Source organism: Paraburkholderia caffeinitolerans, from assembly GCF_902859945.1.
Taxonomy (GTDB): domain Bacteria; phylum Pseudomonadota; class Gammaproteobacteria; order Burkholderiales; family Burkholderiaceae; genus Paraburkholderia; species Paraburkholderia caffeinitolerans.
Map to the genome: position 1 here is coordinate 17,412 of NZ_CADIKL010000053.1, position 22,239 is coordinate 39,650.

Genomic DNA, 22,239 nt, shown 5'->3' on the forward strand with positions numbered 1-22,239 from the left:
CGATATCGTGAATATGAATTATCTCGATTGCGGATAGCCGGACCACCCGTTATGCGGCCATGAGATCGTGCCGCGGCGCAGCGTAACCGCTGTGCGCGTATGCCGTGCATGTGCACGCGTGGCGGCATCGGCGTATGCTCAAACACATGTCCGCGGAGCAATCCGCACTCTGGCCGCCGGCTCGCCGCCGCCCGAAACGCGATGAACGCTTCTCCCCCATCCTCCGGTTCAGAATCCGGTCCCAAGCCCGTCTCCGGAGCCGACACAGGCTCCGGGGCCGTTGCCAAACCCGGCCCGCGCGTCACCGTGATCGTGCTCACGCGCAACCACGTGCGCCAGATCGTCGACACCGTGGCGCGGCTCACCGCCTTGCCCGAGCATCCGCCCGTAATCGTGGCCGACAACGGCTCCAGCGACTCCACCGTGAGCCTGCTCGCCTCGCTGTTTCCGCAGGTACGCATCGTCCAGACGCTCGGCGATCACGGCATGGCGGGCTTTAACCGCGCCTTCGCGCTCGCGCGCACCGACTATGTGGCGTGCTGCGACGACAGCACCTGGTTCGCGCCTGGCGCGCTCGCACAGGCGGTGCAACGGCTCGACGATCATCCGAACGTGGCGGTGCTCAATGCGCGCGTGGTCGGCGAGGACGAGCGTGAAATCCATCCGGCGTGCCTCATGCTCAACGCCACCTCGCCTGGCGGCGAGGGTCTGCCCGGCCCGTCGCTCGCGGGCTTCATGGCGGGGGCGTGCGTCTTCCGCACGAGCGTGTTGCGCGCGCTCGGCGGCTATGAGGAACGGCTCTCGCATGGCGGCGCGGAAGAACTGGCCGCGCTCGACGTGCTGAGCGCAGGCCACGCGATTGTGTATTGCGAGGCGGCGCTTGCGCATCGCGAGCCGCTATGCCGCTGGTTCACGCGCGCGCAGCACTGCGCGCTCGCGCGTAATTCGGCGTGGGTGGCATGGATGCGTCTGCCGCTGCGCGACGCGCTGGCCGCCACGGGCCGCGCGCTCGCGGTGTTCGCGCGCCAGCGCTCGCTCGGCCCGGCCGGCTTCGCGCTGCTGCGCGGCGCCTTCTGGGTATTGCGGCGGCGCCGCGTCGCGCCCGCGCACGTCGTGCTGCTTACGCGCCAGGTGCGGCGTGCCGAGCGCCATGTGCGCGCCGGCATTCCCGCCATGGCCGAAAAATACGATCAGTCCGGCCAGCGCGCGTGGTAAGCCGCTGCAATTCAAGGCATGACCGGCACGAAATCGCGATATTCGACTTGCGCGCCGCGCACCACGATCGCGGTGGACTCGGGCACTTCGGCCCAGACTTCCGGTAAATCCCCCAGCGGCTCGGACACGAGCAAATAAGCGTCCTCGCCCGCCGCCACGATGCGCGGATCATCGGGATAGAGTTCGTGCAGGTGCTTGAACGAGGTCGTGTGAAAGAGCGAGCGCGACTTGCGCTCGCTGGAGTAGCGCACGGCCACGAGCTGCTCGCCGTCGCTCGCGCAAACCGTCATGTTGAGCGCCGGCTCGATGCCGTGCTTTTTCGCGGTGGCCTCCACGAAGCCCACCATGCGCTCGAGCGCGGGCACGGGATCGACTTCGAGCCCGAAGGTCATCGCCAGATAGAACATCGCTTCGGAATCGGTCGAGCCTTCGATCGCGCTGAAGCGCGCGGGCTCGACCGCCACCAGCAATTCGCGCCGCACGAGCGGAAAGCTCTGGATCAGCCCGTTGTGCACGAACATCCAGCGCCGGTGCCGGAACGGGTGGCAGTTGGTCTCCTGCACGGGCGTATGGGTGGCGGCGCGTATGTGCGCGATGAACATCGGCGCGTGCACCGCGCGAGCGATCTCGCGCAGGTTGCGGTCGTTCCAGGCGGGCTGCACGCTCCGATAGCGATACGGAATGTCGTGCGGATGCTGATACCAGCCGACCCCAAAGCCGTCGCCGTTGGTGGTGGTCGCGCCGAGCTTCGAATGCAGGCTCTGGTCGATCAGCGAATGGCGCGCGTGAAACAGCACGGTTTCGAGCGGCACAGCGTTACCGGTATAGGCAAGCCAGCGGCACATGGTGACCTCCACTTTCAACGACTCGATAAACGACCCGACGTGCTGTGGCGGCCCGCAGGACCCCGTGCGCCCCGGTTTTAAATAGCCGCGTACCCGCCGAGTAGCGGCACGAGAAAGCCGCTCAAGCCGGTGAGAATAATCTGCACGCCGATGCACAATAGCAGGAACGACGAAATGCGCATGGCCACGCGCGTGCCTTCCGTGCCCAGGTAAAACGCCAGGCGCGCGGCGCGGCTGTAGACGTAGTAGATCACCAGCACCACGAGCACCGAAATCGCTATCGAGGCAATGCCCGAGAGCAGAAATGCCGACAGCTTGTGCGTGCGGTTCGCATTGAGCGCGATGGCCGTGGCAATCGAGCCCGGACCCGTGGTAAGCGGAATCGTTAGCGGAAAGAAAGCCTTACTGTGCGCCGACGCGGCGCTGAGCGGCTTGACCGGATGATCGGCCACGGACGGCTCGGGTTCCGGCGCATTGAGCATCTGCCAGCCGCTCACGGCCACCGCGAGGCCGCCGCCGATACGCAGCGCCTCCATCGAAATGCCGAAGAAGTGCAGGATGGGCGTGCCCACGAAAAACGCCGCCAGCAGCACGAACCCCGCATTGGTGGCGACGCGCTTGGCGAGCAGGCGCCGTTCTTCGTCGCTGAGCGAGGCCGTGCGGTCGAGAAAAACAAAGGCGATGCCGATGGGGTTAATGATGCTGATCAGTCCGGTAAAACCGAACAGAATGTCTGAAATCAGGCTCTCGATCATGTAAGCGATCCGGTGAACGCAGCGGGCTCAAATGGCGCCGCCGCCGGCAGCGAGAAGTGTAACCGGAGCGGCGTCCACCGTGCCGGCAGCATGCCGGCTTGCACGCGCGAAAGACCCTGCTACATGACGCAGCGCACCAAGCTGCGCCATCGGCACAAACCTCGCGCATCGGGATCGCATCGGGATCGCATCGGGATCGCATCGGGATCGCATCGGGATCGCATCGGGATTATTGGCAGCTTTACGGGGCGCATTCGCGGGCATAGAGTGATTTGACCGAACCCCAAACGAACTTCGAAGCAAGGTTTCCTTTTTATCCAAAGGAGTTGCCATGTCACTGAAGTTGCTCGCTGCGCTACCCTTCATCGGCATCCTGATAGGCGTGCCGTTCGTCAACCGCACCGAGCCGCTCGTGCTCGGTATGCCACTCGTGCTTGCGTGGATCGTCATGTGGGTCGTGCTGACCGCGGCCATCATGGGGCTGGTCTACAAGCTCGATCCGACTAACCGCGACGAGCAGGATGCACAAGGCGGGGTGCGATCATGAGCGCGCTGATCATCATCGCCGCGATGACCGTGATTGCACTTTATCTGGGCATACGTGCGCGCCGCGGCCACGACATGAGTCTCGAGCAGTGGTCGGTGGGCGGACGCAGCTTCGGCACCGCGTTCGTGTTCCTGCTGATGGCGGGCGAAATCTACACCACCTTCACGTTTCTCGGCGGCAGCGGCTTCGCCTATGGCAAGGGCGCGCCTGTCTATTACATCCTGACTTACGGGACGCTTGCGTACATTCTCTCGTATTGGATGCTGCCGCCCGTGTGGCGCTATGCGAAGGAACACGGGCTGGTCTCGCAGCCGCACTTCTTCGCAACCAAGTACCGCAGCCCCGCGCTCGGCGTGCTGGTCGCATGCGTGGGCGTGGCCGCGCTCGTGCCATATCTCGTGCTGCAACTGAAGGGACTCGGCATCATCGTGTCGACAGCCTCGTACGGTGCGATTCCCTCCACGGCGGCGATCTGGATCGGCGCGGTGGTGGTCACCGCCTATGTGATCTTCTCGGGCGTGCGCGGCTGCGCGTGGAACTCGGTCGTCAAGGACACGATGATTCTCGCCATCGCCGTGTTCCTCGGCATCTATCTGCCGGTCCATTACTACGGCTCGCATGCCGAGATGTTCCGCGCCATCGACGCGGCCAAGCCCGGCTTCCTCAGCTTCCCGGCAAAAGGCCAGGGCGTGACGTGGTTCCAGTCGACTACGCTGATCGCATCGCTCGGCTTCTTCATGTGGCCGCACACGTTCATGTCGGTCTACACCGCGAGGAACGAACGCATTTTCCGCCGCAACGCCGCCATCCTGCCGCTTTATCAACTGATCCTGCTGTTCGTGTTCTTCTGCGGATTCGCGGCGGTGCTCAAGGTGCCGGGCCTCAAGGGCCCCGACATCGACCTCTCGCTGTTCCGCCTTTCGCTGCAAACCTTCGATCCGTGGTTCATTGGCGTGATTGGCGCGGCCGGCGTGCTCACCGCGCTCGTGCCGGGCTCGATGATTCTCACCACGGCGTCCACGCTGATCGCCAACGACGTCTATCGCGGCGCGCTGAATAAAAACGCCGCCGACGAGCGCGTCGCGCGCATCGCGCGCTTCTGCGTGCCGGTGGTCGCGCTGGTCGCGGTGGGCTTCACGCTCAGGGGCGGCGAGACCATCGTAGCGCTGCTGCTGATGGGCTACAACTTCGTCACGCAGCTGTTCCCGGCGCTGGTGTGCAGCCTGGCGGCGCGCAATCGCGTGACGAAACAAGGCGCGTTCTGCGGGATTTTCGCTGGCGTGCTGGTGGTCGTGCTCACCACGCTGCTGCACCTGAGCGTCGCGCAGTTGGTCCCGTTCGCATCGGATACGTTCAAGGACATCAACATCGGCTTTCTCGCGCTCGGCGTGAATATCATCGTGCTCGCCGCCGTGAGCGCACTCACGCAGCCGCACACGCATGCGGATCACGAGCACGCGGGCGCGCACTGAGATCGATCGCGGGCTTCAGTTTCGATTGCTGTTTCGATTACTGTTTTGATGACGTGCGGCGCATTCATTGCGCCGCTTTTTTATGTTCGCCGGCGGTGAGCGGATGAAATTCAATTCTTTGCGGCGCGTGCCGTAAACACAGTGATCCCGTCACTTCACACCCGTCCCGCGCGCCGATGACCGACACACTCGAAACCGCCGCTGCCTTGCTCACGCCAGCCGACCTCCCGCCCGGCCAGCCGCTCGAATGGCCGCTCGTGGACCACGACGGCACGCTGCTGCTCGAACGCGGCGCCACCCTGGTGGGCGAGATGGAGCGCGATTTCCTGTTCCGCCACTTCGCGCCGCGGCGCGGCGACCGCGCAGCGCCCGAGGCCGGGGGCGCACTCGCGCACGCGAAGCCGCCGGAGCACGAAGCCGCGCCGACCGTGCGCGACCTGCATCTTTCGATTGGCGCATCGATGGGCCTGCGCCCGCAACAAGGCGCGAGCGGCGCGCCAATGCATCCGTGCAAGCTGATCGGCATTGCGCCGAACGAGTCGATCTTCGCGACGCTGCCCTACGCCGATGGCCGCCCGGTCGCACTCACGCCCGGCGAAAACGTCGAAATCGTGGCGATCGCGAGCCAGGCCGTCTATCGCTTCGTCTGCACGCTGCACGCGATCCATCAAGCGCCGATAGGCTATCTCGTACTCTCGGAGCCGGCCCATATCCGCCTGCTGCGCGAGCGCAAGTCGATTCGCGTGCACGCGCGCTTTCCGGTGCGTTTCGGCATCGGCGCCGAGGGTTATCAGGGCGTCGCGCTCGCGCGCGGCATCAGCGCGCTGGGGCTCTCGCTCGTTGCGCCATGGGCGCTCGGCCAGGTGGGCGAGCGGCTGCGCATTGCCTTCAGCCTGCGCTCCGGCGATCTCGACACGCCCATCGAAACCAGCGCGGTCATTCGCAACGTGCAGCAGGAAGACGGCGCGCAATGCACGCTCGGCCTCGAACTCGATAGCCTCACGAGCGCCGAACAGATGGCGATGAAAGTCTATGTGTTCGACCGCCACGACGACGTGGTTTACTGGGGCAACAGCACGCGCTGAAACGGACGCTCCGGTTTTACCCCTGGTGCGGCGCGCCCATGCGCGAAGGCCGAAATGCGTGTGCTATGGTATTTGCGCACCTTCCAACCCGGCCTTCACTGGCCGCACTCTTCCATGGCACAGCCCTTTGACGAAGCCGAACGCGCGGCGGTCTACCGCGCGATCCACGAGCGGCGCGACATGCGGCACTTCACGCCCGGCCCCGTCGATCCGGCGGTGCTCGCGCGTCTGCTGGACGCCGCGCATCACGCGCCGAGCGTGGGCTATATGCAGCCGTGGCGCATCGTGCGCATCACCAGCGCGGCCTTGCGCGAGCAGTTGCACGAGACCGTCGAGCGCGAACGCGTCGCCACCGCCGACGCGCTCGGCAAGCGCCGCGACGAGTTCATGAAGCTCAAGGTGGAAGGCATGCGCGACTGCGGCGAATTGCTCGTTGTCGCGCTGATGGACCGCCGCGAAGCGCACATCTTCGGCCGCCGCACCTTGCCGGAGATGGACCTCGCCTCGGTCGCGTGCGCGATCCAGAACATGTGGCTCGCGGCGCGCGCCGAAGGGCTCGGCATGGGCTGGGTGTCGATCTTCGACGTGGACGAAGTGCGCGCGCTGCTGCACATGCCCGCGGGCGCCAAACCCGTGGCGATTCTTTGCGTCGGCCACGTAGCCGAGTTCTATCCGAAGCCGATGCTGGAGATCGAGCATTGGGCCGAGCGCCGCGTGCTCGGCAAATGCGTGTATGAAAACCGCTGGCTGGACGAGCCGACAGAAGCCGCGCCGCAAGCCGAAAGCGCGGGCACGGGTTCCGCATAGCCCGGCATCCGCGATTCCGGCGCCGATCAAACGCCGATCAAGCGTCTATCAAGCGCCGAACGTGACGGCCTCGACGTTATTGCCATCAGGGTCGATGAGAAAAGCGCCGTAGTAGTCGGGACTGTAATCGGGCCGCAGGCCCGGCGCGCCGTTATCCGTGCCGCCTGCCGCGATGCCGGCGGCGTAAAAGCGGTCGACTTCGGCGCGGCTCGCGGCGGCGAACGCCACATGCACGCCGCGCGGCGTGGCAGCGTCATTGGCCGGTACGGTGTGGAGCCATAACTTAGGCATGCCAGGTTTGCCGATGCCAGCAACATCGCCATACTCCACGCTTACGCCACAACCCAGTGGCGTCAACGCCGCCTCATAAAACCGCATGCTGCGTGCGAGATCGCGCACGCGCAGACCCACGTGATCGAACATATCCGTCTCCTGGTTTCATGCAAAACCCGTCCCCAACGGCAACCCTTGCCGTGGCACGTGGAGACCAGTTTAGTGCGCAACGCCCGCCAGCGGCCTGGGGAAAATTGCGCACATCCGCACTCGCGCTCAGGCCGGGGCCTAACTATGCCTTACTGCGCGAGCGGCTTAATGGAAATCACATCAGGCATGGCTGCTGCGCCCGCCTGACCGGCGGCGGCGTGATCGGCTTCCTTCAGCTTCACGCGCCATTGCGGCGCGCCCGCATACGGCAGCCGCGCGAGCGCGCCGGCGACCAGATACGGGAGCGCCTGTTGCGCGTCGGCGTTGCGGTCGCGCTTCTCCGCGCTCACCTTGTAGGCTTCGCGGCCGTCCGGCAGCGCGAGGAAGCGCAACGTGAGCGTATGCGTATAGCGCTTGCCGAACCACGGGAACGACGGCCCTTCGGACGGCACGCAGCCGCCAATGCAGGCGCCCCCCTTACCGGAACCACCGGCTTCCACGCCGACGTCGCTGGGCCGCGAGGCCCATGCCGCGGAAACGATATAGCGCGCCGCCTCGGGCGTGCCCTCCTTGAAGCCGCGCTGTGCGAGGCCGGCGCGCAGCAGCGCCTCGTAAGGCAGCGGCTGGTCGGCTTCAGCCTGCGCGGGCGTGCGCGCGAGCCGGTACGTGGCGGTGGCCAGATCGGTTGCGCTCAGGTCGCCAGTTGCCCGCACATCGGCGCTCGCGCCTGCGCAGCCGGCGAGCGCGCCCAGCATCGACAAGGTGCAGATCGTCATCAGGACTTTCACGGAGAACTCCATCGGAATCGTTGGCAGCCGGTTCGGGCGCCATGGTGCGCAATTGGGAGGGATCAGGCGGCGCTCAGTGATCAGTGCTCATGTGCCCAAGCCAATCACACGCCAGCGCCGTCAAGCTGCGGTATCGAGCGCCGGCAGCGACATCGTCACCGTTGTGCCCTGGTCCGGCGCGCTCTCCACATGGATTTCGCCGCCGTGACGCGTCACCACCGTCTTCACGAACGCCATGCCGAGCCCGGCGCCGCTCACCTCGGGCCGCTGGCCCGCATGAAAACGCCGGAATGGCTGGAACAGCTTCGCCTGATCCTCGAGCGGAATGCCGTAGCCCTCGTCGCGAATCGAACAGATCACGCGCGGGGCCTGGCCGTCCGCGACTGCGATACTACAGACAATCCTCGTTTCGGGTGGGCTGTATTTCACCGCGTTGTTCAGAATATTGACCAGGGCGCGCGTCATGAGCGAGCGGTCGGCGTTGATCCAGCCCATCTGCTCGCCGTCGGACGCCGTCTCGATCTGAATGTGCTTGGCGCTCGCCTGCGGCCAGACTTCGTCGCTCGCGTCGATGGCGAGCTCGGTCAGGCTGGTGGGCTCCAGCGCGTATTGCTGCGACTCGGCGCGGGCGAGTTGCACGAAGTCGTCGGCAAGGGTGAGCGAGCGGCGCGCGTAGCGCTCGATGCGGTCCATCACCTCGCGCACCGGCCCGGCGGTCAGCGTGCCACGCTCGCGCTCGGTCTCCACGAGCGCCACGATCGACGCCTGCGGCGAGCGCATGTCGTGCGACAGGAGACGCAGCGCGTGCTCGCGCTGGCGCTCGGCGTCGTGCAGCGCGGTCACGTCGACGAGGCCCGCGATCCAGCCCACCGCCTGCCCCTGCGCGTTGGTACAACTCGCGTAACGCAGCAGGTAGTCGCTGCCGTCGCGTGCGCGCACTTCCACGCCCCGCTCCATGAGTTGCGCAAACTCGCCGCGCGCGGGATCGAGCGGCGCGGGCCAGTGCGCATGCGCCAACGCGAGCGCCTCGGGGTTCGGGTCGATGGGCTTCACGAGCGCGAGATCGCCGAACACTTCAGGCATTCCGCGCCCCTCGGCCGCGCTCACGTTCAGGTCGGAGAAATAGGCGCGCGCCGCGTGGTTGGCGATCAGCACCACACCGCGCAGGTCAGCGACGACGAGCGGCTCCGGCACCGAGTCGAGACTGTCCCAGACGAAGCGGCGCATGTCCTGCAGACGCTGCGCGGCTTGCGCCATCAGCGCCATCTGCTGGGCCAGCACGTCGCCGCCGAACTCGCGGGGCGGCGTGGGCGCTTCGGGCAGCAGATAAGGTTCGTCGGCGAGCTGGCGCAGTTCCTTGCGCAGATACGCCATCGTCATTTCGAGGCGCCGCCAGCTCCAGAGCGGGTAGACGAGTGCGAGCGCAACGATCGCCGGCACGGGTGGGAGCCAGATGCGTGCGTAATAGAGCAGCACGGCGCTGCCGGCCAGCGAGAGCAGCGCCAGCAGCGGCAACAGGAGCAGCGTGCGCAGCGGCGAATAGACGAGAAACGCGTGCAGCAATAGCGCCAGCGGCAGCAGCGAGGCGAGCACCACGGCGATCGGCGAGGCCGGTTCGATGGCCGTGCCCGACAGCAGCGTATCGAGCGTGAGCGCGTGGATATAGACGCCGGGCAGCGGCCCGAGGGTGCCCGAGAGCGGCGTGGCGAAACGGTCGAACAAGCCCGATGCGGTCACGCCCACCAGCGCCACGCGGCCGCGCAGCACGTCGGGCGGCACGCGGCCTTCGAGCACCTGCGAGAACGACACCTTGCGGTAAGCGTGCGTATTGGCGTTGAACGGCAGCAAAAAGCGCGCTTCGCTGTCCGGCTCGCTGGTGCGCGTGAGCCTGGCGTCGGCGGCAGTGGTCGCGGCGCTGCTCGCGCCGGCGAGATCGGGAAGCACGAGCGCGCCGGCGCGCACCGCGCGCCAGACCGGCACCATCAACTGGGGCCAGCGCTGCCGTGCGTCGCCCTCGAACATCGCGACGCTGCGCACGATGCCGTCGTTGTCGACTTCGAGGTTGATGTGGCCGAGACCCGCGGCGACCTCGGCGAGCGGCGCGACTGGCTTCTCGACCTCGCGATGGCCGTTGTCGGCCTCATTGGCGGGAGACAGCAGCACCGGCAGATACGAGGGCCGCTCGCGCAGCGCGGCGCCCAGGCGCGCATCGTCGGGCGAGGGCTCGGTGAAGAGCACGTCGTACACCACGGCGGCCACGCCCGCTTTCGCAAGACAGTCGACGAGTTGCGCGTGCACGCTGCGCGGCCAGGGCCAGCGCCCCAGCGCGGCAACGCTCTCATTGTCGATCTCGACGATCACGATGTCGGGGGAAACCGGCCGCTCGCGGGCCGCGAGAAAGCGGTCGTAAACGAGGTGATCGGCGCTAAGCGTCCAGTGCCCCACCACGCTCAGCAGCACGACGGCAATGCCGGCGCACGCCACGCCCAGCCACTCGAACAGAAAGCGCCGCCCGACCGGACGGCCGGGGCGGGAACGGCGGAATGCGCTCACGCTCATGCGCGAGCGCCTCACCACTCGAGACGGAACGACTGTACCGGGCTGGCCTTCTGGAAGTACTTGCCGCCGTCGAACTGCTCGGCAATCACGGTCCAGTAGTAGACGCCCTTGGGCAGATCGCTGACGACGGCTTCGCCGTTCGTGATGTCGGTGCGGTCCACGAGCGGCGTGCGCAAGTCCTCCGAGGTGGCGAGCACGAAACGAAAACGCGTATTGGCGGCGCTGCGCTGGTCGACGAACCAGCGGAACGCATAGTCGCGCGTGCCTTCGACGCGCCCGGCCGACGCGCCCAGCGCGAGGCGCCGGCGCTGGACCGCGTAGGTCGACGGCATGCCTTCGAGGCCGTTCTCGTCGATGGCGGAAACGCGCGCGAAATACGTGCCGTCCTCGAGCGCGCCGATGACGACGTGCGGCCCATCGGAATGCGTGTCGCGAATCAGGTCCAACAGGCCCGCGTCGCGGCCGATCTGTACGTGATAGCTGTGCGCACCGGTAACGGGCGCAATATCGAACGCAACGGTTTCGTCGTCCTGGACCTTCCCCGGGTTGCGCAGATCGGGCGCGTCGAGCAGCGCGACGGGCGCGCCCACGGCGCCGCCCGCGAGCGTGAGGCTGCCGTGGCGCGCCGCGACGAGCTGCGAGGAAGCCGCGAGCGGCGTGCCCGGCGCGGGCGCGACAGACGCGGCCGGGGCGCGCGACGCCGCGTCCACACCCACCGCGCCCTCGATCACTTCAACCGCCGTCGAGCCCTTGTCGCCGTCGTAATTCACGCGAAAGCTCGTGCCGCGCACGCCCGCCACCACCGAAGGCGAACGGATCTGGAAGCGGTCGTCCTTGCGCGTGGCCTTGGTGACCTCGGTATTCACCTGGCCGCGATGGAGATTGACCACGCGATCGGTCGAGCCGGTGAGCGCGGTCTGGCGCAGCGTGGAGAGATCGAGCGAGGCGCCCGGCGGGATGACGATATGCGAACCATCGGCGAGTTCGAGCGTGGCGAAGCCGTTCTCGCCGGTCTGCACGCGGTCGCCTTCGACGAGCGTGCCGCCGACGACGAGCGGCAGCATCGGCCCCTTGCCGAACGCATGGCTCGCCGGCCCCGAAGTGGCGATCACGCGCGCGCTCAAGTGGTCCTGGCGCAGCAACGCAACCGGCACGCGCAGCGAGGTGCCCGGCTGCAGCCGGCGCGGCGCGCTCACGCGGTTGATGCGCGCGACCTTGGTCCAGTCGGCGGGATTGCGTAGATAGCGCGTGGCGATGTCGTAGAGCGAATCGCCGGGCCGCGTGACGTAGACGGCCATTTCGGTCGCCTGCGGGTTCGGCTTGCGGGCTTCGGCGCGGCCCACGGCGGGCAGCAGACCCAACGCGAGCGCACAGGCAATCGCGCAGGCAAGTGGGGAGCGCGCGGCTGCGCGTGGTGCCCACGGTGCGCCCGGAACGGTTTGCGGACCGGCAGGATTGGGCCAGGACAGCGCGACGGAAAGCGTCACGCGCCCGGGCGCGGCGCAATACCCAGCAGGAATCGCCGAATACGCGCCCCTCACGCCGCATCCCCCTCGATGCGTTCGAGCCGGTAGCCGTAGCCGTAGATCGGCGTGAGGCGATAGCCGTTTTCGGGGCGCAAGCCGAGCTTCGAGCGCAGCATGGAGACGTGCGTGTCCATGGTGCGCGACGGGATATCGTCCGACTGCTTCCAGATCACGTCGAGAATGTGCGCGCGCGAAAGCGGCCGGCTCAGATGCTGGAACAGCAGCAGCGCAAGCTCGAATTCTTTTTGCGTGAGCGCCACCTGCTTGCCGCCGACCGACGCCTGGCGCGACTTCAGATCGAATTCGTATTCGCCGAAGACTTCTTTCTGCGTCGGCGCGTGCAGCTGATACGCGCGGCGCAGCAGCGACGCCACGCGCGCGAGCAGGACCGGCGCGGAGACCGGCTTGACCACGTAGTCGTCGGCGCCGCTGTTGAGCATCAGCGCGATGTCGACTTCGCGGCTGCGGCTCGTCATGAACAGCACGGGCAAGCGCGTGGACAGGCTCTGGCGGACCCAGTGCAGGACCTCATCGCCGGCCATGTCGGGAACGTTCCAGTCGAGCACGAGCAAGTCGAACGTCTGCCGCCGGAGCTGCTTGACGAGCTCCCCTCCCTTGGCGAACGCGTGGCAGACGTGGCCAGCCGCGCTCAGCGTCTGGCAGACGAAATCGGTCTGTGCCGGATCGTCGTCGAGTACTGCGATTCTCATAATGTCCTGCACCCAGTGTCGTTATTCATCTTCCCGGGATGGGCTGGCCCGGCAAGGCCCGACCATCACCCCCTATCCCGTGCCGAGCAGCCGATGCTGCACAGCCCGGGCGCCACTCTCGCCGCGTCTCGAAACAAACGGGCACGCGCCACGCAGCAATGTGGCTGAAAGAGATCGGGAACCAGTTTTTGCTCATGGTAGTCGAAAACGTCCCCCATTGAACGCCGCGCGGCCTTGCGTCTCCGGCTTGCACCGCGCGCGCCCGGCAGCACGGCCCCACGCGCAGCTCGCACGGTGCATGCGTGAACAGGACCTCATGATGAAAAACGAGTGGCGACAGCCGCGGGCCGCGCACTGCGAGGTCTCCGGCGTCCTCCCCACGGACTAGGACCGCCGGCGCAAGCGCCGCCGGACCGGCGCGTCACGCACGAGCGGGCATCACCGCCCGACACCCGCTCTAGACCGCAGCCGATCACACCATGGCGTTTCCCGCCGCCATCGCCACTCCTGGTACTTCCAGGCGCTGTCTTCCAGCGTTATCCGGCGAACTCGGGTCCGCTCTGATTTCCTCACTACCGGCGCGTCGCCGTGTCCCGACCGCGCCGGCCCCCGTAGCCGAATTCCTTGCCAAGTGCGCGTGAGCCGCGCACCCCATCCTGCGCGGTCCATACCTCGACACGCCGCTACAAGCTATTGTGGCGGCAAGCTCGTAAAGCTACTGTCAGGGATTGTTAAATCGACGGGGCGCGGTTGTCGGCTAGCTCGGACGTGGGCGCTCGGCCACGATTGATCCTTACGCAATGTCAACGGTGGGCATGCCGGCACACTTGATATGGAATCCAAATTAATCACGCCGGCCGTGAACGGACAAGAGCGCCCATTGCAGGCGCCCTTGCTGGCTCACACGGAAGCGCTCAGTACTGCTGCCGCTGGTCGCCCCTGCCCCCGCCCTGACTGGACGGATGGCCGCCTTGCTGCGGCGCCTCGGGACGGCCGTGCTCGGCCTGCGGCTCTGGCGGGCGGCCACCGCCAGGCGGCTGGCCGGGCGCGTGATTGAACGCGGGCGCGGGTCCCTGCGCGGGCGGACGGCCCATATTCGGTTGCGGCATGGGTGGGTGCGATGGGTTGACCACCTGCGCGGGCGGGCGCGGCGGTTCGACCGGCGGGCGCTGCATTTCAGCAGGCGGACGCGGCGCGGCAACCGGCGGGCCGCCGTTCACGGGCGGCCGGCCATGAACCGGTGGCGCTTCGTTGCCAGGCATGCGCGGCGGTTCGGGCGGACGCCCCGCGCCCGGTGGCGGAGCGCCGTTGACGGGCGGACGCGCTCCGCCGGGCGGAGGGGGCGGTGGCCGCCCTTCGCCGCCTGCCGGCCCGCCGTGAAACCGCTGCGGTTCCGGCGGGCGCCCGCGCCCCGGCGGCGGCGCATGCGCCCAACGATCGCGGTCGCCATACCAGGGCCGGTCGCGATAAAAGCTGCCCCAGTACGCCCCCACGGAAAACGTGATGATCGGCAGGCCGATGACCGCGCCATAGCCCGTCAGCGGCACGTACGCGCCTTGATATGGATAGCTGAGATAGTCCGCATAGATCCAGCCGCGCAAGCCCGGTAGCGCGACGTCGCACCACGAGTAGTCGTTCACGCAACCCATCACGGTGACCGGCACGTTGGGGCCGAGTTCGCTCACCACCGGGTAGGCGTCGGAAGGCCCGGCGAACAGATCGACAGGCTCGCTCGTATAGGCCTGGGTCTGCGCGCGAACGCCTGACGCCGCGAACGCCAGCCCCGCGGCCACGCAGACCGTCGCGAGCGGCAAGGCCAGCCCGCGCGGCGGTTTCGTATATCGACTTGTCATGCTCCCCTCTTTTCTTCTGTGACTATGCACAAGAGTGAGCATATTCCGTTCCTCGACAGCGCGCGTGCCGGCAAATCGCGCCGACAATCCATATGTTTTTCATATGAATAAGCTATTGAATCGATATTTTACATATCGAAACCGGTTCCCTACTATCGGGTGAGCCCCGCGATGCGCGCGCCGCCCCGGCAACGCGCCGCGATGGCTGTGCTTCGCAAGGGGACCCCGATGAAGAAAAATACCGGCCTCACGCGCGGCATGGCGGCGCTGTTCGCCATCGCCTGTGGCGTGATCGTCGCCAACGTTTATTACGCGCAGCCGCTGCTCGCGACGATCGCTGCCGCGTTCGGCCGCCCAGTCTCCGATCTCGGCTATCTGGTCACGCTCACGCAGCTCGGCTACGCCGCCGGCTTCGTGCTGATCGTGCCGCTCGGCGACGTGGTCGACCGCCGCGCGCTGGTGTTGCGGCTGCTCGCCGTGAACGTCGCCGCGCTCGGCATCATCGTTTTCAGTCCGAACTATCTGGTCTTCGCCGCCGGCTGCATGCTGGTCGGCTTCACGTCCTGCTCGACGCAGATCCTGATTCCGATGGCGGCGTCGCTCGCGGACCCAGCCTCGCGCGGGCGCGCAGTCGGCGTGGTGATGAGCGGGCTGCTGCTCGGCGTGCTGCTCGCGCGCATCGTGGCGGGCTATGTCGCGTACTGGGCGGGCTGGCGCGCGATCTTTGCGATTGCGATAGGGGCCAGCGTCGCCATCGCCGTGGTGCTCGCAATGGTGCTGCCCAGGAACACGCAGCCCCTTACTCACATTACGCACATTACGCCCGTTACGCCTGTTACGCCCGTGCGCTACGCGCGCCTGCTCGCATCGCTCGCGCAACTCATGCGCCACGAACCGCTGCTGGTGCTGCGCTCGGTTTATGGCGCGCTCGCGTTCGCGTGCTTCAGCGTGGTGTGGACCGGGCTTACCTTCGTGCTGAGCCGCGCGCCCTATGGGTACGACGATGCGCAGATCGGGCTATTCGGTATCGTGGGCGTGATCGGTGCGCTCGCGGCGCACCCGGCCGGCCGGCTCGTCGACCTCGGCCACGAGAACAAGGCAACCGGCGCGTTCGCCGCGACGCTGCTGATCTCGTTCGCGCTGCTCGCGGGCGGCGGCGCTTCGCTGCCACTGCTGATTGTCGGCACGCTGCTGCTCGACGTGGGCGTGCAAGGGCTGCACATTGCGAACCAGAGCGTGATTTTCGAAATCGACGCCACCGCGCGCAGCCGCATCATGACCGCGTATCTGGCGAGCTATTTCCTTGGCGGTGCGCTGGGTTCGAGCGCGGCGGGCGCCGCGTATGCGGCCGAAGGCTGGCTTGGCGTGTGCGCGGCGGGCGGCGCGCTTGCGGGCACGGCATTGCTCGTGTGGATTGGCGCGCAAAGCGTGGGGAAATCGCGACTGGCCGGGCAATCGACGGCTTCGCGGAAGTGAACGGCTGTCAATGCTGAAACGCGCAGAAACGCCCAGCATGCCGGGCGTTTCTGCGTGAAAACTCGCTGAAGCTCAAACCACTTCCTGGAACAGCCGGCCCCAGCCGCGAACCTCGCGCGTGTCCACGCCCACCATCCGCAACGACTTCCATACCGCCGTCGCCACCGTGTCGTAGATGGGAATGCCGGTCTCGGCCTCCAACGCCTCGACCAGCGGCGCGGCACGCAGGTTCGTGCAGAACGTCGTGATGGCCTGCGGCTTCGCGCGAGCAACCTCGCGCACCGCCGTGCGGATCTGCTCATCGGTCACTTCGGCGAAACTGTAGTTCACCTGCAGCCCGAGATGCTGTTCAGCCACGCACTCGAAATCGTGCCGCCCGTAGTTATCGACGATCTTGCACTGCACATCCTCGAGATACGGCGTCGCAAGGCCGAAGCGGCGCGCACCCGTGCGCTCGAGAATCTCGTTGAGCGCGAGCACCGACGTGGTCGCCGGCACGCCGGTGGCCTCGGTGATACGCCGGCACAGTTCGCGGTCGCCGTCGAAGCCGAGCCAGCCCGCCGAGGTTCCGCTCCAGGCGATCACGTCGACGCGCGCATCGGCGAGCAGACGCGCCGCGTCGACGATCTTGTCGAATTCGAACTGGCCGGTCGCGCGCGCGCCCAGCGAAATCTCCGTCACCGGAAAGCGCGAAAAATGCGCGCTGACGCCAGGCAAGCCGGCAACCATTGCGCTGGTAAGCGGCTCGAGCACCGTGTTCGACGACGGTGTCAACATGCCGAGATGGATTCGTTTTGTCATTGAATCAATGCTCCATGGCATCGGGCGAAATTCAACGTCGCCCAATGCCAGTCAAATAACGGTTGTGGGATCGATCAGGCCGGCGCGCAGATGGGCTCGCGCCACGTGCACAGATCGAGCATCACGCGCAGCCGCTGACGATCGAGGTTGCGGCCGATGAACACGAGCTTGCTTTCACGCGCATCGTTCGCCCACGGCTCGCCCGCATGCAGGTCGAGTTGACGGTGCACCGCCTGTACGACGTGACGGCGCGAATCGTCCGCGATCTCGAAGATGCCCTTCATGCGGAACATGTCGTCGCCCTGCACGGCGAGCAGCGCGCGCAAGCCCGATTCGAGGCGCTCGCGATCGAACGGCCGGTCGAACACGAGCGACACCGAGCTTACCGACGGATCGTGCCGATGGCCGAGGTCTGCGTCGTGGTGATCGTGCGCGTGATCGCAGCTCGCGTCGCACACGTGGTCATGGCCGTGATCGTGCGCATGGTCGTCGTGGTCATGATCGTGATCCTCGAGACTCGTGCACCCGGGCGTGAAGCCGCCGATGCCGAGAATCTTCGTCAGATCGACTTGCGCGTAGTTCGAGCGCAGAATCTGCGCGCCTTCGTTCAAATGATGCAGCCGCGCTTCGAGCCTCGTGAGCGCGTCGTTGCTTACGAGATCGGTCTTGTTCATGATGATGCGGTCCGCCGCAACGATCTGGTCGACTGCCTGATTGTCGAAGCCGGTCAGCTTCGGATCGTCGAGATGGCTCTCGATGTGCAGCGCGTCAACCAGCGTGACGACACCGTCGAGCGCGACCTGGCGCGCCACGTCGTGATCCATGAAGAAGGTCGCGGCCACGGGCGTGGGGTCCGCAAGACCGCTCGTCTCGACCAGAATGTGATCGAACTTCTCCGGCCGTTCGAGCAGCTTCTGCAGGATCTTCACGAGGTCCGTGCGCACGTCGACCGTGCAGCAAATGCAGCCGTTGGTCACCTGGAAGATTTCCTCGTCGGAGGTCATCACGAGTTCCGAATCGACGTCGACTTCGCCGAACTCGTTCTCGATCACGGCGATCCGGTAGCCGTGGCGCTCGGTCAGGATGTAGTTCAGCAGCGTGGTCTTGCCCGAGCCGAGAAAGCCCGTGAGGATCGTGACCGGCACCGGCTGCACCGACTGTGGCTGGGTTTGCGTGTTGAGCTGGTTCATTGTGTTGTCTCCTTCTACGGGTCCGGAATAATCAGTTTGCGGCTGCGTCGGCGCGCAGCCCTTGCCAACGGCCGACGAGGCCTTCGTGGTCGATATCGAACAGGTCGAGCACGCGCCCGACCGTGTGGTCGACGATGTCGTCGACCGTGCGCGGATGGTTGTAAAACGCGGGCACCGGCGGCAACACGATCGCGCCTGCTTCGGTCACGCTCGTCATGTTGCGCAGATGCACGAGGTTGAGCGGCGTTTCGCGCGCGAGCAGCACGAGCTTGCGGCGTTCCTTGAGCATCACGTCGGCGGCGCGCGTGATCAGGTTGTCGGCGAGGCCGGTCGCGATGGCCGCGAGCGTGCGCATCGAGCACGGCGCGACCGCCATGCCGTCGCAGCGGAACGACCCGCTCGCGAGCGTCGCGCCAATGTCGCGCGGGTTGTGCACGACATCGGCCAGCGCCTCGACATCGCGACGCCCCATGCCGAGTTCGTGGCCCGCCGTCAGCAGCCCCGAAGGCGACATCACGAGATGCGACTCGCAGTGCTCGACGCGCGCGAGTTGCTGAAGCAGCCGCACGCCGTACACCGCGCCGCTCGCCCCCGTGATCGCGACGATCAGGCGTTTCATGATGCGCTCCGCAGGTTCCGCGGCGTAAGCCCGGCGAGCAGTTGCGCGGCGCGCGTCATCGCATCGGCGCCAATCTGCGCGCGCACGCCGTCGAAGTGCGGGCCACGCGTGGCGTCGAGCCCCATGCGCGAGGTCGTGCCCACGCCCGAGGCGGACGGATCGAGCGCGCTGCCCGGCAGCCCGTCGACGATCACCACGTCCAGATGCGGTTGCAGATGCGTCGCAATCGCCCACAACACTTCTTCGTCGCGCGTGATGTCGACGTCCGCGTCGACGGCCACCACGTTCTTCAGGTACGGGTCCCAGCCGAGCAGCCCGAGCATCACCTGGCGCGCCTCGCCGGGCCGCGACTGCTTCAGCGCGACGTAGGCGTGAAAGTGCGTTCCCGAGGACGGATAGTGAACCGCGGTCACGCTGGGGAAGCGCTCCTTGAGCTTCTCGACCATCTCGGACTCGCGCGGAATGCGGCCGAGATTCAGATGCTCGGCAGAGTTGCCGCCCGATACGTCGATCAGGATCGGATCGCGCCGGCGCAGCACGCTTTCCACCTTGAACAGATTGTTAGTAGAACGATCTGACGAGTAACCGGTGAACTCGCCGAACGGCCCTTCTTCGGCGCGCGCATGCGGGTCGATCACGCCTTCAAGCACGAACTCCGCGTAAGCCGGCACCTCGATGCCGTAACGCGGCGTCTTCACGACGTCGAGCGGCGCGCCGAGCAGCCCGCCCGCGACGTGGCGCTCGTCGACGCCATACGGCAGCCTCGCGGCGCCAGAAAGCATGAAGAGCGGATGCGCGCCGATCACCATCGCGACCGGCAGCGGCTTGCCGAGCGCCTGCGCGCGCTGCAGCATGCGCCACAGGTGTCCGCGCGAATGCAGGCTGGTGGCGATCTCAGTCGAGGAATGCAGCATCGAGCGGTGATAGCTCGCATTGCCGATACCGGTCTCGGGATCGTTGGCGATCAGGATCGCGTTGGTGATGTACGGGCCGCGATCGGTTTCGAAATGGCGCAGCGTCGGGATCGTGGTGAGGTCGATGCGCTCGGTCTCGACCGATTCGAGCACCGGGCCATCGGACACGACGCGCGGCGCCACCATGCGCCGGCTGCATGCCTGAAATTCGTTGTGCAGATTCTGGACATTCGTGTCGAGCATCCACGCGATGCGCTTTCTCGACGCGAACACATTGGTGACGAGCGGCGTCTGCAAGCCGTCGACCTGCTCGAACGCGAGCAGCGGATGGCGGTTCTGCGCGGCAAGCTGCCAGACGAGTGCGGTGGCGTCCTGGTCGGCGCTCACGCGTTCGCTGATCGTCAGCACGTCGTTGGGGTGCGCGGCGCGATAGCCGGCGAGAAAATGGCGAAAGTCCTGCGGATTAGCGTCTGCGCGATCGAGAGCGGACGAACGGGTCGATGTCATGGTGGTTCCTTGTCATCAGCCTTTCAACGGCGCGGGCCGCCTATCCTGCACGGCGCCGCGCCATTGCGCTCAGCTGCTATCGCGGGCCGCCTCGCGCACCGGTACATCGACCGATGCACGCGCGGCCCACCGCATGGTCCCCAATCAGGCGGGGACGTTGTCGAGCGTCGCGTAGCTGTCCGTCAAGCGCAGCTTCGCTTCCTCGAGGTTGCGCGGCGGCGGCGAGGTCTTGATGCCGACGAGGCGCGCGATGTTGTTGCCCATGTAGTCCTCGAGACCGTCCTCGTCGAGATCCATGCCCTGCGGCGCGGGTCCGCACAGCATTTCGAGCTCGCGCAGCCACATGCCCGGCTCGTTCGGCGGCGAGTCGGTGCCGAACACGATCTTGTTGCGCGGCAGCTCGCGTGCGAACTCGACGATGCGCGACTGGAAGCACCAGCCCGATTCGCACACCACGTTCGGCGTGTCCATCGCCATCCAGAACGCTTCGAACGAGTAGTTGCCGCCGGTCTGGATACCAAAGTGACCGATGATGAAGTTCACCATCGGAAACTCGCGGATGATCGGGTAGAACATCGTCGGAATCGTGTACGGGCCATCGCCCGTGTGGATCAGCACGACGGTGTTGTACTTCGCGCACACCTTCATCGCGGGACGCAGCCAATCGAGCGCGCGGTCAGGACGGTAGCCGTGCATGTTCGCGTGCAGCTTCACCATCTTGAAGCCGTATTCCTTGATGTGGAATTCGAGCTCCTGCGCGCCCTCTTCCGGGCCCCAGCGCGGGTTGAACGTGAAGTTGCCGATGAAACGGTCCGGGTACTTCTGGCACAGCTCGGCGATATACGACATGTAGTCGCGAATGCCTTCGCGGCCGCGGCGGTTGCCGTCGCGATAGCCGGTGTTGCCCGGCGGCGGCTGAATGAAGCCCATGTCGATGCGGCGCGGCTTGCCGTTGATGATGTACGGGCCGTCCATCATCTCGAGCAGACGCTCGCCCGTGAACGGCGTGCCGGTGTGGCGCCACGCTTCGTCGACGAGATTGGTCGGGTGCAGATGGGTATCGATAATCATGCTTGTCTCCGGTTCGTGTGACGTGGCGCGCTTATGCAGCGAGCAGCGCCTTGGCTTCTTCGACGGACTTCGGCACCGGCGTCGGCTCGAGGCCGATCATGCGCGCGGTGTTGTTGCCGAGATAGTCTTCGAGCGTGTCTTCGTCGAGATTGAGGCCTTGCGGCGGATCGAAGCAAAGCACTTCGAGCAGACGCAGCCACATGCCGGGTTCATTCGGCGGCGTGTCGGAGCCGAACAGGATCTTGTGCTTGGGCAGCACCTTTGCGAATTCGACGATGCGCGACTGCAGGCACCAGCCCGATTCGCAATACACGTTGGGCAGATCCATGGCGAGCTGGAACGGCTCGAAGCAGTAAACGCCGCCGGTCTGCACGCCGAAGTGCGCCATGATGAAGTTCACCGTCGGGAACTCCTTGATCATCGGCACCCATTCGGTGGGGATGCTGTACGGGCCGTCGCCGGTGTGCAGCTTCACGAGCACGCCGAGCTCCGCGCATTTGGCGAGCGCCGGGCGCAGCCAGTCGAGCGCGCGGTCCGGACGGTACGCGTGCATGTTGGCCTGGAACTGCACCATCTTGAAGCCGAGCTTGCGCACGTAGTAGTCGATGGCGTTCACGCCGTTCTCGACGCCGCAGCGCGGGTTGTAGACGAAGCAGCCGATAAAGCGCTCCGGGTACTTCTTCACCATTTCGACCGTGTACGCCATATAAGCATCGATCGATTCGGTGCCGGTCTTCACGCCATCGGTGTACGTGTAAATGGTGTTGCCTTGCGGCGGCTGGATGAACGCCTTGTCGATGCGGCGCGGCTTGCCGTTGATCAGAAACGGACCGTCCATCATTTCGATCAGGCGTTCGCCGGTGAACGGGTCGCCGTCGTGCCGCCAGGCGAGATCGACGAGATTCGTCGGATAGCAGCTTGTGTCGATAATCATGCGGGCTCTCCTCGCAGTGCTTGAGGTGGAACGCAGCAGCTCACGGCGCGCTTGAGCGGCGCCGGGTGAACTGCCTCGATTTCGGGAGCACTGTGAGAGCGGCAATGGTTGGAAAATTGGCGCCACCGACAGAAACTCCGTC

General features: G+C 66.3%; 20 protein-coding genes. 6 read left to right on the forward strand and 14 right to left on the reverse strand.

The window, feature by feature from the left end; genetic code table 11:
* The first annotated feature begins 201 nt into the window (after window positions 1-201).
* On the forward strand, window positions 202-1,215 hold the full coding sequence (locus HV773_RS32655) for a glycosyltransferase family 2 protein (protein ID WP_175197983.1): 1,014 nt from the start codon (window positions 202-204) through the stop codon (window positions 1,213-1,215).
* Between the two features lie 11 nt (window positions 1,216-1,226).
* Here HV773_RS32655 and HV773_RS32660 read toward each other — a convergent pair whose 3' ends face one another.
* Both HV773_RS32660 and HV773_RS32665 read right to left on the reverse strand, forming a co-directional pair.
* Entirely contained in the window at window positions 1,227-2,060 is an 834-nt protein-coding gene (locus HV773_RS32660) for a class II glutamine amidotransferase (protein ID WP_175197984.1), read from the reverse strand.
* Between the two features lie 77 nt (window positions 2,061-2,137).
* The gene (locus HV773_RS32665; RefSeq protein WP_175197985.1) at window positions 2,138-2,815 is read right to left on the reverse strand and encodes a MarC family protein; all 678 of its coding nucleotides are present in this window, start codon (window positions 2,813-2,815) and stop codon (window positions 2,138-2,140) included.
* A gap of 331 nt (window positions 2,816-3,146) precedes the next feature.
* Here HV773_RS32665 and HV773_RS32670 point away from each other — a divergent pair, with 331 nt between their 5' ends.
* From HV773_RS32670 to bluB, 4 genes are all read left to right on the forward strand, one after another.
* Window positions 3,147-3,362, forward strand: coding sequence for a DUF3311 domain-containing protein (locus HV773_RS32670; protein WP_175197986.1), 216 nt, complete (start codon window positions 3,147-3,149; stop codon window positions 3,360-3,362).
* Complete coding sequence (locus HV773_RS32675) at window positions 3,359-4,834, forward strand: sodium:solute symporter family protein (protein ID WP_175197987.1); 1,476 nt, start codon at window positions 3,359-3,361, stop codon at window positions 4,832-4,834. The genes HV773_RS32670 and HV773_RS32675 overlap by 4 nt, the downstream gene beginning before the upstream one ends.
* Before the next feature lie 176 nt (window positions 4,835-5,010).
* A complete protein-coding gene (locus tag HV773_RS32680) occupies window positions 5,011-5,919 on the forward strand; it encodes a flagellar brake protein (RefSeq protein WP_175197988.1) in 909 nt (302 codons plus the stop codon).
* Between the two features lie 114 nt (window positions 5,920-6,033).
* A complete protein-coding gene (gene bluB, locus HV773_RS32685) occupies window positions 6,034-6,726 on the forward strand; it encodes a 5,6-dimethylbenzimidazole synthase (RefSeq protein WP_175197989.1) in 693 nt (230 codons plus the stop codon).
* Window positions 6,727-6,774: 48 nt separating this feature from the next.
* Here bluB and HV773_RS32690 read toward each other — a convergent pair whose 3' ends face one another.
* The 6 genes from HV773_RS32690 to HV773_RS32715 form a co-directional block, all read right to left on the reverse strand.
* On the reverse strand, window positions 6,775-7,149 hold the full coding sequence (locus HV773_RS32690) for a VOC family protein (protein ID WP_175197990.1): 375 nt from the start codon (window positions 7,147-7,149) through the stop codon (window positions 6,775-6,777).
* 149 nt (window positions 7,150-7,298) lie between these two features.
* The gene (locus HV773_RS32695) at window positions 7,299-7,937 is read right to left on the reverse strand and encodes a DUF4136 domain-containing protein (protein ID WP_175197991.1); all 639 of its coding nucleotides are present in this window, start codon (window positions 7,935-7,937) and stop codon (window positions 7,299-7,301) included.
* Between the two features lie 120 nt (window positions 7,938-8,057).
* Window positions 8,058-10,496 (reverse strand): CHASE2 domain-containing protein, encoded by a 2,439-nt coding sequence (locus tag HV773_RS32700; RefSeq protein ID WP_175197992.1) that lies wholly within the window; start codon window positions 10,494-10,496, stop codon window positions 8,058-8,060.
* Between the two features lie 11 nt (window positions 10,497-10,507).
* Complete coding sequence (locus tag HV773_RS32705; RefSeq protein ID WP_246282557.1) at window positions 10,508-11,983, reverse strand: FecR family protein; 1,476 nt, start codon at window positions 11,981-11,983, stop codon at window positions 10,508-10,510.
* Window positions 11,984-12,033: 50 nt separating this feature from the next.
* A complete protein-coding gene (locus tag HV773_RS32710) occupies window positions 12,034-12,732 on the reverse strand; it encodes a response regulator transcription factor (RefSeq protein WP_175197993.1) in 699 nt (232 codons plus the stop codon).
* Window positions 12,733-13,646: 914 nt separating this feature from the next.
* A complete protein-coding gene (locus HV773_RS32715; RefSeq protein WP_175197994.1) occupies window positions 13,647-14,585 on the reverse strand; it encodes an SH3 domain-containing protein in 939 nt (312 codons plus the stop codon).
* A 228-nt stretch (window positions 14,586-14,813) separates the two neighbouring features.
* Here HV773_RS32715 and HV773_RS32720 point away from each other — a divergent pair, with 228 nt between their 5' ends.
* Window positions 14,814-16,061, forward strand: a complete 1,248-nt coding sequence (locus HV773_RS32720) for an MFS transporter (protein ID WP_175197995.1) — start codon at window positions 14,814-14,816, stop codon at window positions 16,059-16,061.
* A gap of 72 nt (window positions 16,062-16,133) precedes the next feature.
* On the opposite strand, the gene HV773_RS32725 is transcribed toward HV773_RS32720, so the two are convergent.
* The 6 genes from HV773_RS32725 to HV773_RS32750 form a co-directional block, all read right to left on the reverse strand.
* On the reverse strand, window positions 16,134-16,862 hold the full coding sequence (locus HV773_RS32725) for a maleate cis-trans isomerase family protein (protein ID WP_175197996.1): 729 nt from the start codon (window positions 16,860-16,862) through the stop codon (window positions 16,134-16,136).
* A 74-nt stretch (window positions 16,863-16,936) separates the two neighbouring features.
* The gene (locus tag HV773_RS32730) at window positions 16,937-18,052 is read right to left on the reverse strand and encodes a CobW family GTP-binding protein (protein ID WP_175197997.1); all 1,116 of its coding nucleotides are present in this window, start codon (window positions 18,050-18,052) and stop codon (window positions 16,937-16,939) included.
* A gap of 31 nt (window positions 18,053-18,083) precedes the next feature.
* Complete coding sequence (locus HV773_RS32735) at window positions 18,084-18,671, reverse strand: UbiX family flavin prenyltransferase (RefSeq protein WP_175197998.1); 588 nt, start codon at window positions 18,669-18,671, stop codon at window positions 18,084-18,086.
* Window positions 18,668-20,092, reverse strand: a complete 1,425-nt coding sequence (locus tag HV773_RS32740; RefSeq protein ID WP_175197999.1) for a UbiD family decarboxylase — start codon at window positions 20,090-20,092, stop codon at window positions 18,668-18,670. Before HV773_RS32740 ends, HV773_RS32735 begins: the two co-directional genes overlap by 4 nt.
* 144 nt (window positions 20,093-20,236) lie before the next feature.
* Window positions 20,237-21,163, reverse strand: coding sequence for an amidohydrolase family protein (locus tag HV773_RS32745; RefSeq protein WP_175198000.1), 927 nt, complete (start codon window positions 21,161-21,163; stop codon window positions 20,237-20,239).
* Window positions 21,164-21,194: 31 nt separating this feature from the next.
* Window positions 21,195-22,097: an amidohydrolase family protein gene (locus HV773_RS32750; RefSeq protein WP_175198001.1), complete on the reverse strand. Its 903-nt coding sequence runs from the start codon at window positions 22,095-22,097 to the stop codon at window positions 21,195-21,197.
* Between the last annotated feature and the right edge of the window lie 142 nt (window positions 22,098-22,239).

What these genes read in the sequence shown, in the direction of transcription:
- HV773_RS32655 (WP_175197983.1), top strand. Translation starts at nt 202, where the DNA reads ATGAACGCTTCTCCCCCATCCTCCGGTTCAGAATCCGGTCCCAAGCCC.
- HV773_RS32660 (WP_175197984.1), bottom strand. Translation starts at nt 2,060, where the DNA reads ATGTGCCGCTGGCTTGCCTATACCGGTAACGCTGTGCCGCTCGAAACC.
- HV773_RS32665 (WP_175197985.1), bottom strand. Translation starts at nt 2,815, where the DNA reads ATGATCGAGAGCCTGATTTCAGACATTCTGTTCGGTTTTACCGGACTG.
- HV773_RS32670 (WP_175197986.1), top strand. Translation starts at nt 3,147, where the DNA reads ATGTCACTGAAGTTGCTCGCTGCGCTACCCTTCATCGGCATCCTGATA.
- HV773_RS32675 (WP_175197987.1), top strand. Translation starts at nt 3,359, where the DNA reads ATGAGCGCGCTGATCATCATCGCCGCGATGACCGTGATTGCACTTTAT.
- HV773_RS32680 (WP_175197988.1), top strand. Translation starts at nt 5,011, where the DNA reads ATGACCGACACACTCGAAACCGCCGCTGCCTTGCTCACGCCAGCCGAC.
- bluB (WP_175197989.1), top strand. Translation starts at nt 6,034, where the DNA reads ATGGCACAGCCCTTTGACGAAGCCGAACGCGCGGCGGTCTACCGCGCG.
- HV773_RS32690 (WP_175197990.1), bottom strand. Translation starts at nt 7,149, where the DNA reads ATGTTCGATCACGTGGGTCTGCGCGTGCGCGATCTCGCACGCAGCATG.
- HV773_RS32700 (WP_175197992.1), bottom strand. Translation starts at nt 10,496, where the DNA reads ATGAGCGTGAGCGCATTCCGCCGTTCCCGCCCCGGCCGTCCGGTCGGG.
- HV773_RS32710 (WP_175197993.1), bottom strand. Translation starts at nt 12,732, where the DNA reads ATGAGAATCGCAGTACTCGACGACGATCCGGCACAGACCGATTTCGTC.
- HV773_RS32715 (WP_175197994.1), bottom strand. Translation starts at nt 14,585, where the DNA reads ATGACAAGTCGATATACGAAACCGCCGCGCGGGCTGGCCTTGCCGCTC.
- HV773_RS32720 (WP_175197995.1), top strand. Translation starts at nt 14,814, where the DNA reads ATGAAGAAAAATACCGGCCTCACGCGCGGCATGGCGGCGCTGTTCGCC.
- HV773_RS32725 (WP_175197996.1), bottom strand. Translation starts at nt 16,862, where the DNA reads ATGACAAAACGAATCCATCTCGGCATGTTGACACCGTCGTCGAACACG.
- HV773_RS32730 (WP_175197997.1), bottom strand. Translation starts at nt 18,052, where the DNA reads ATGAACCAGCTCAACACGCAAACCCAGCCACAGTCGGTGCAGCCGGTG.
- HV773_RS32735 (WP_175197998.1), bottom strand. Translation starts at nt 18,671, where the DNA reads ATGAAACGCCTGATCGTCGCGATCACGGGGGCGAGCGGCGCGGTGTAC.
- HV773_RS32740 (WP_175197999.1), bottom strand. Translation starts at nt 20,092, where the DNA reads ATGACATCGACCCGTTCGTCCGCTCTCGATCGCGCAGACGCTAATCCG.
- HV773_RS32745 (WP_175198000.1), bottom strand. Translation starts at nt 21,163, where the DNA reads ATGATTATCGATACCCATCTGCACCCGACCAATCTCGTCGACGAAGCG.
- HV773_RS32750 (WP_175198001.1), bottom strand. Translation starts at nt 22,097, where the DNA reads ATGATTATCGACACAAGCTGCTATCCGACGAATCTCGTCGATCTCGCC.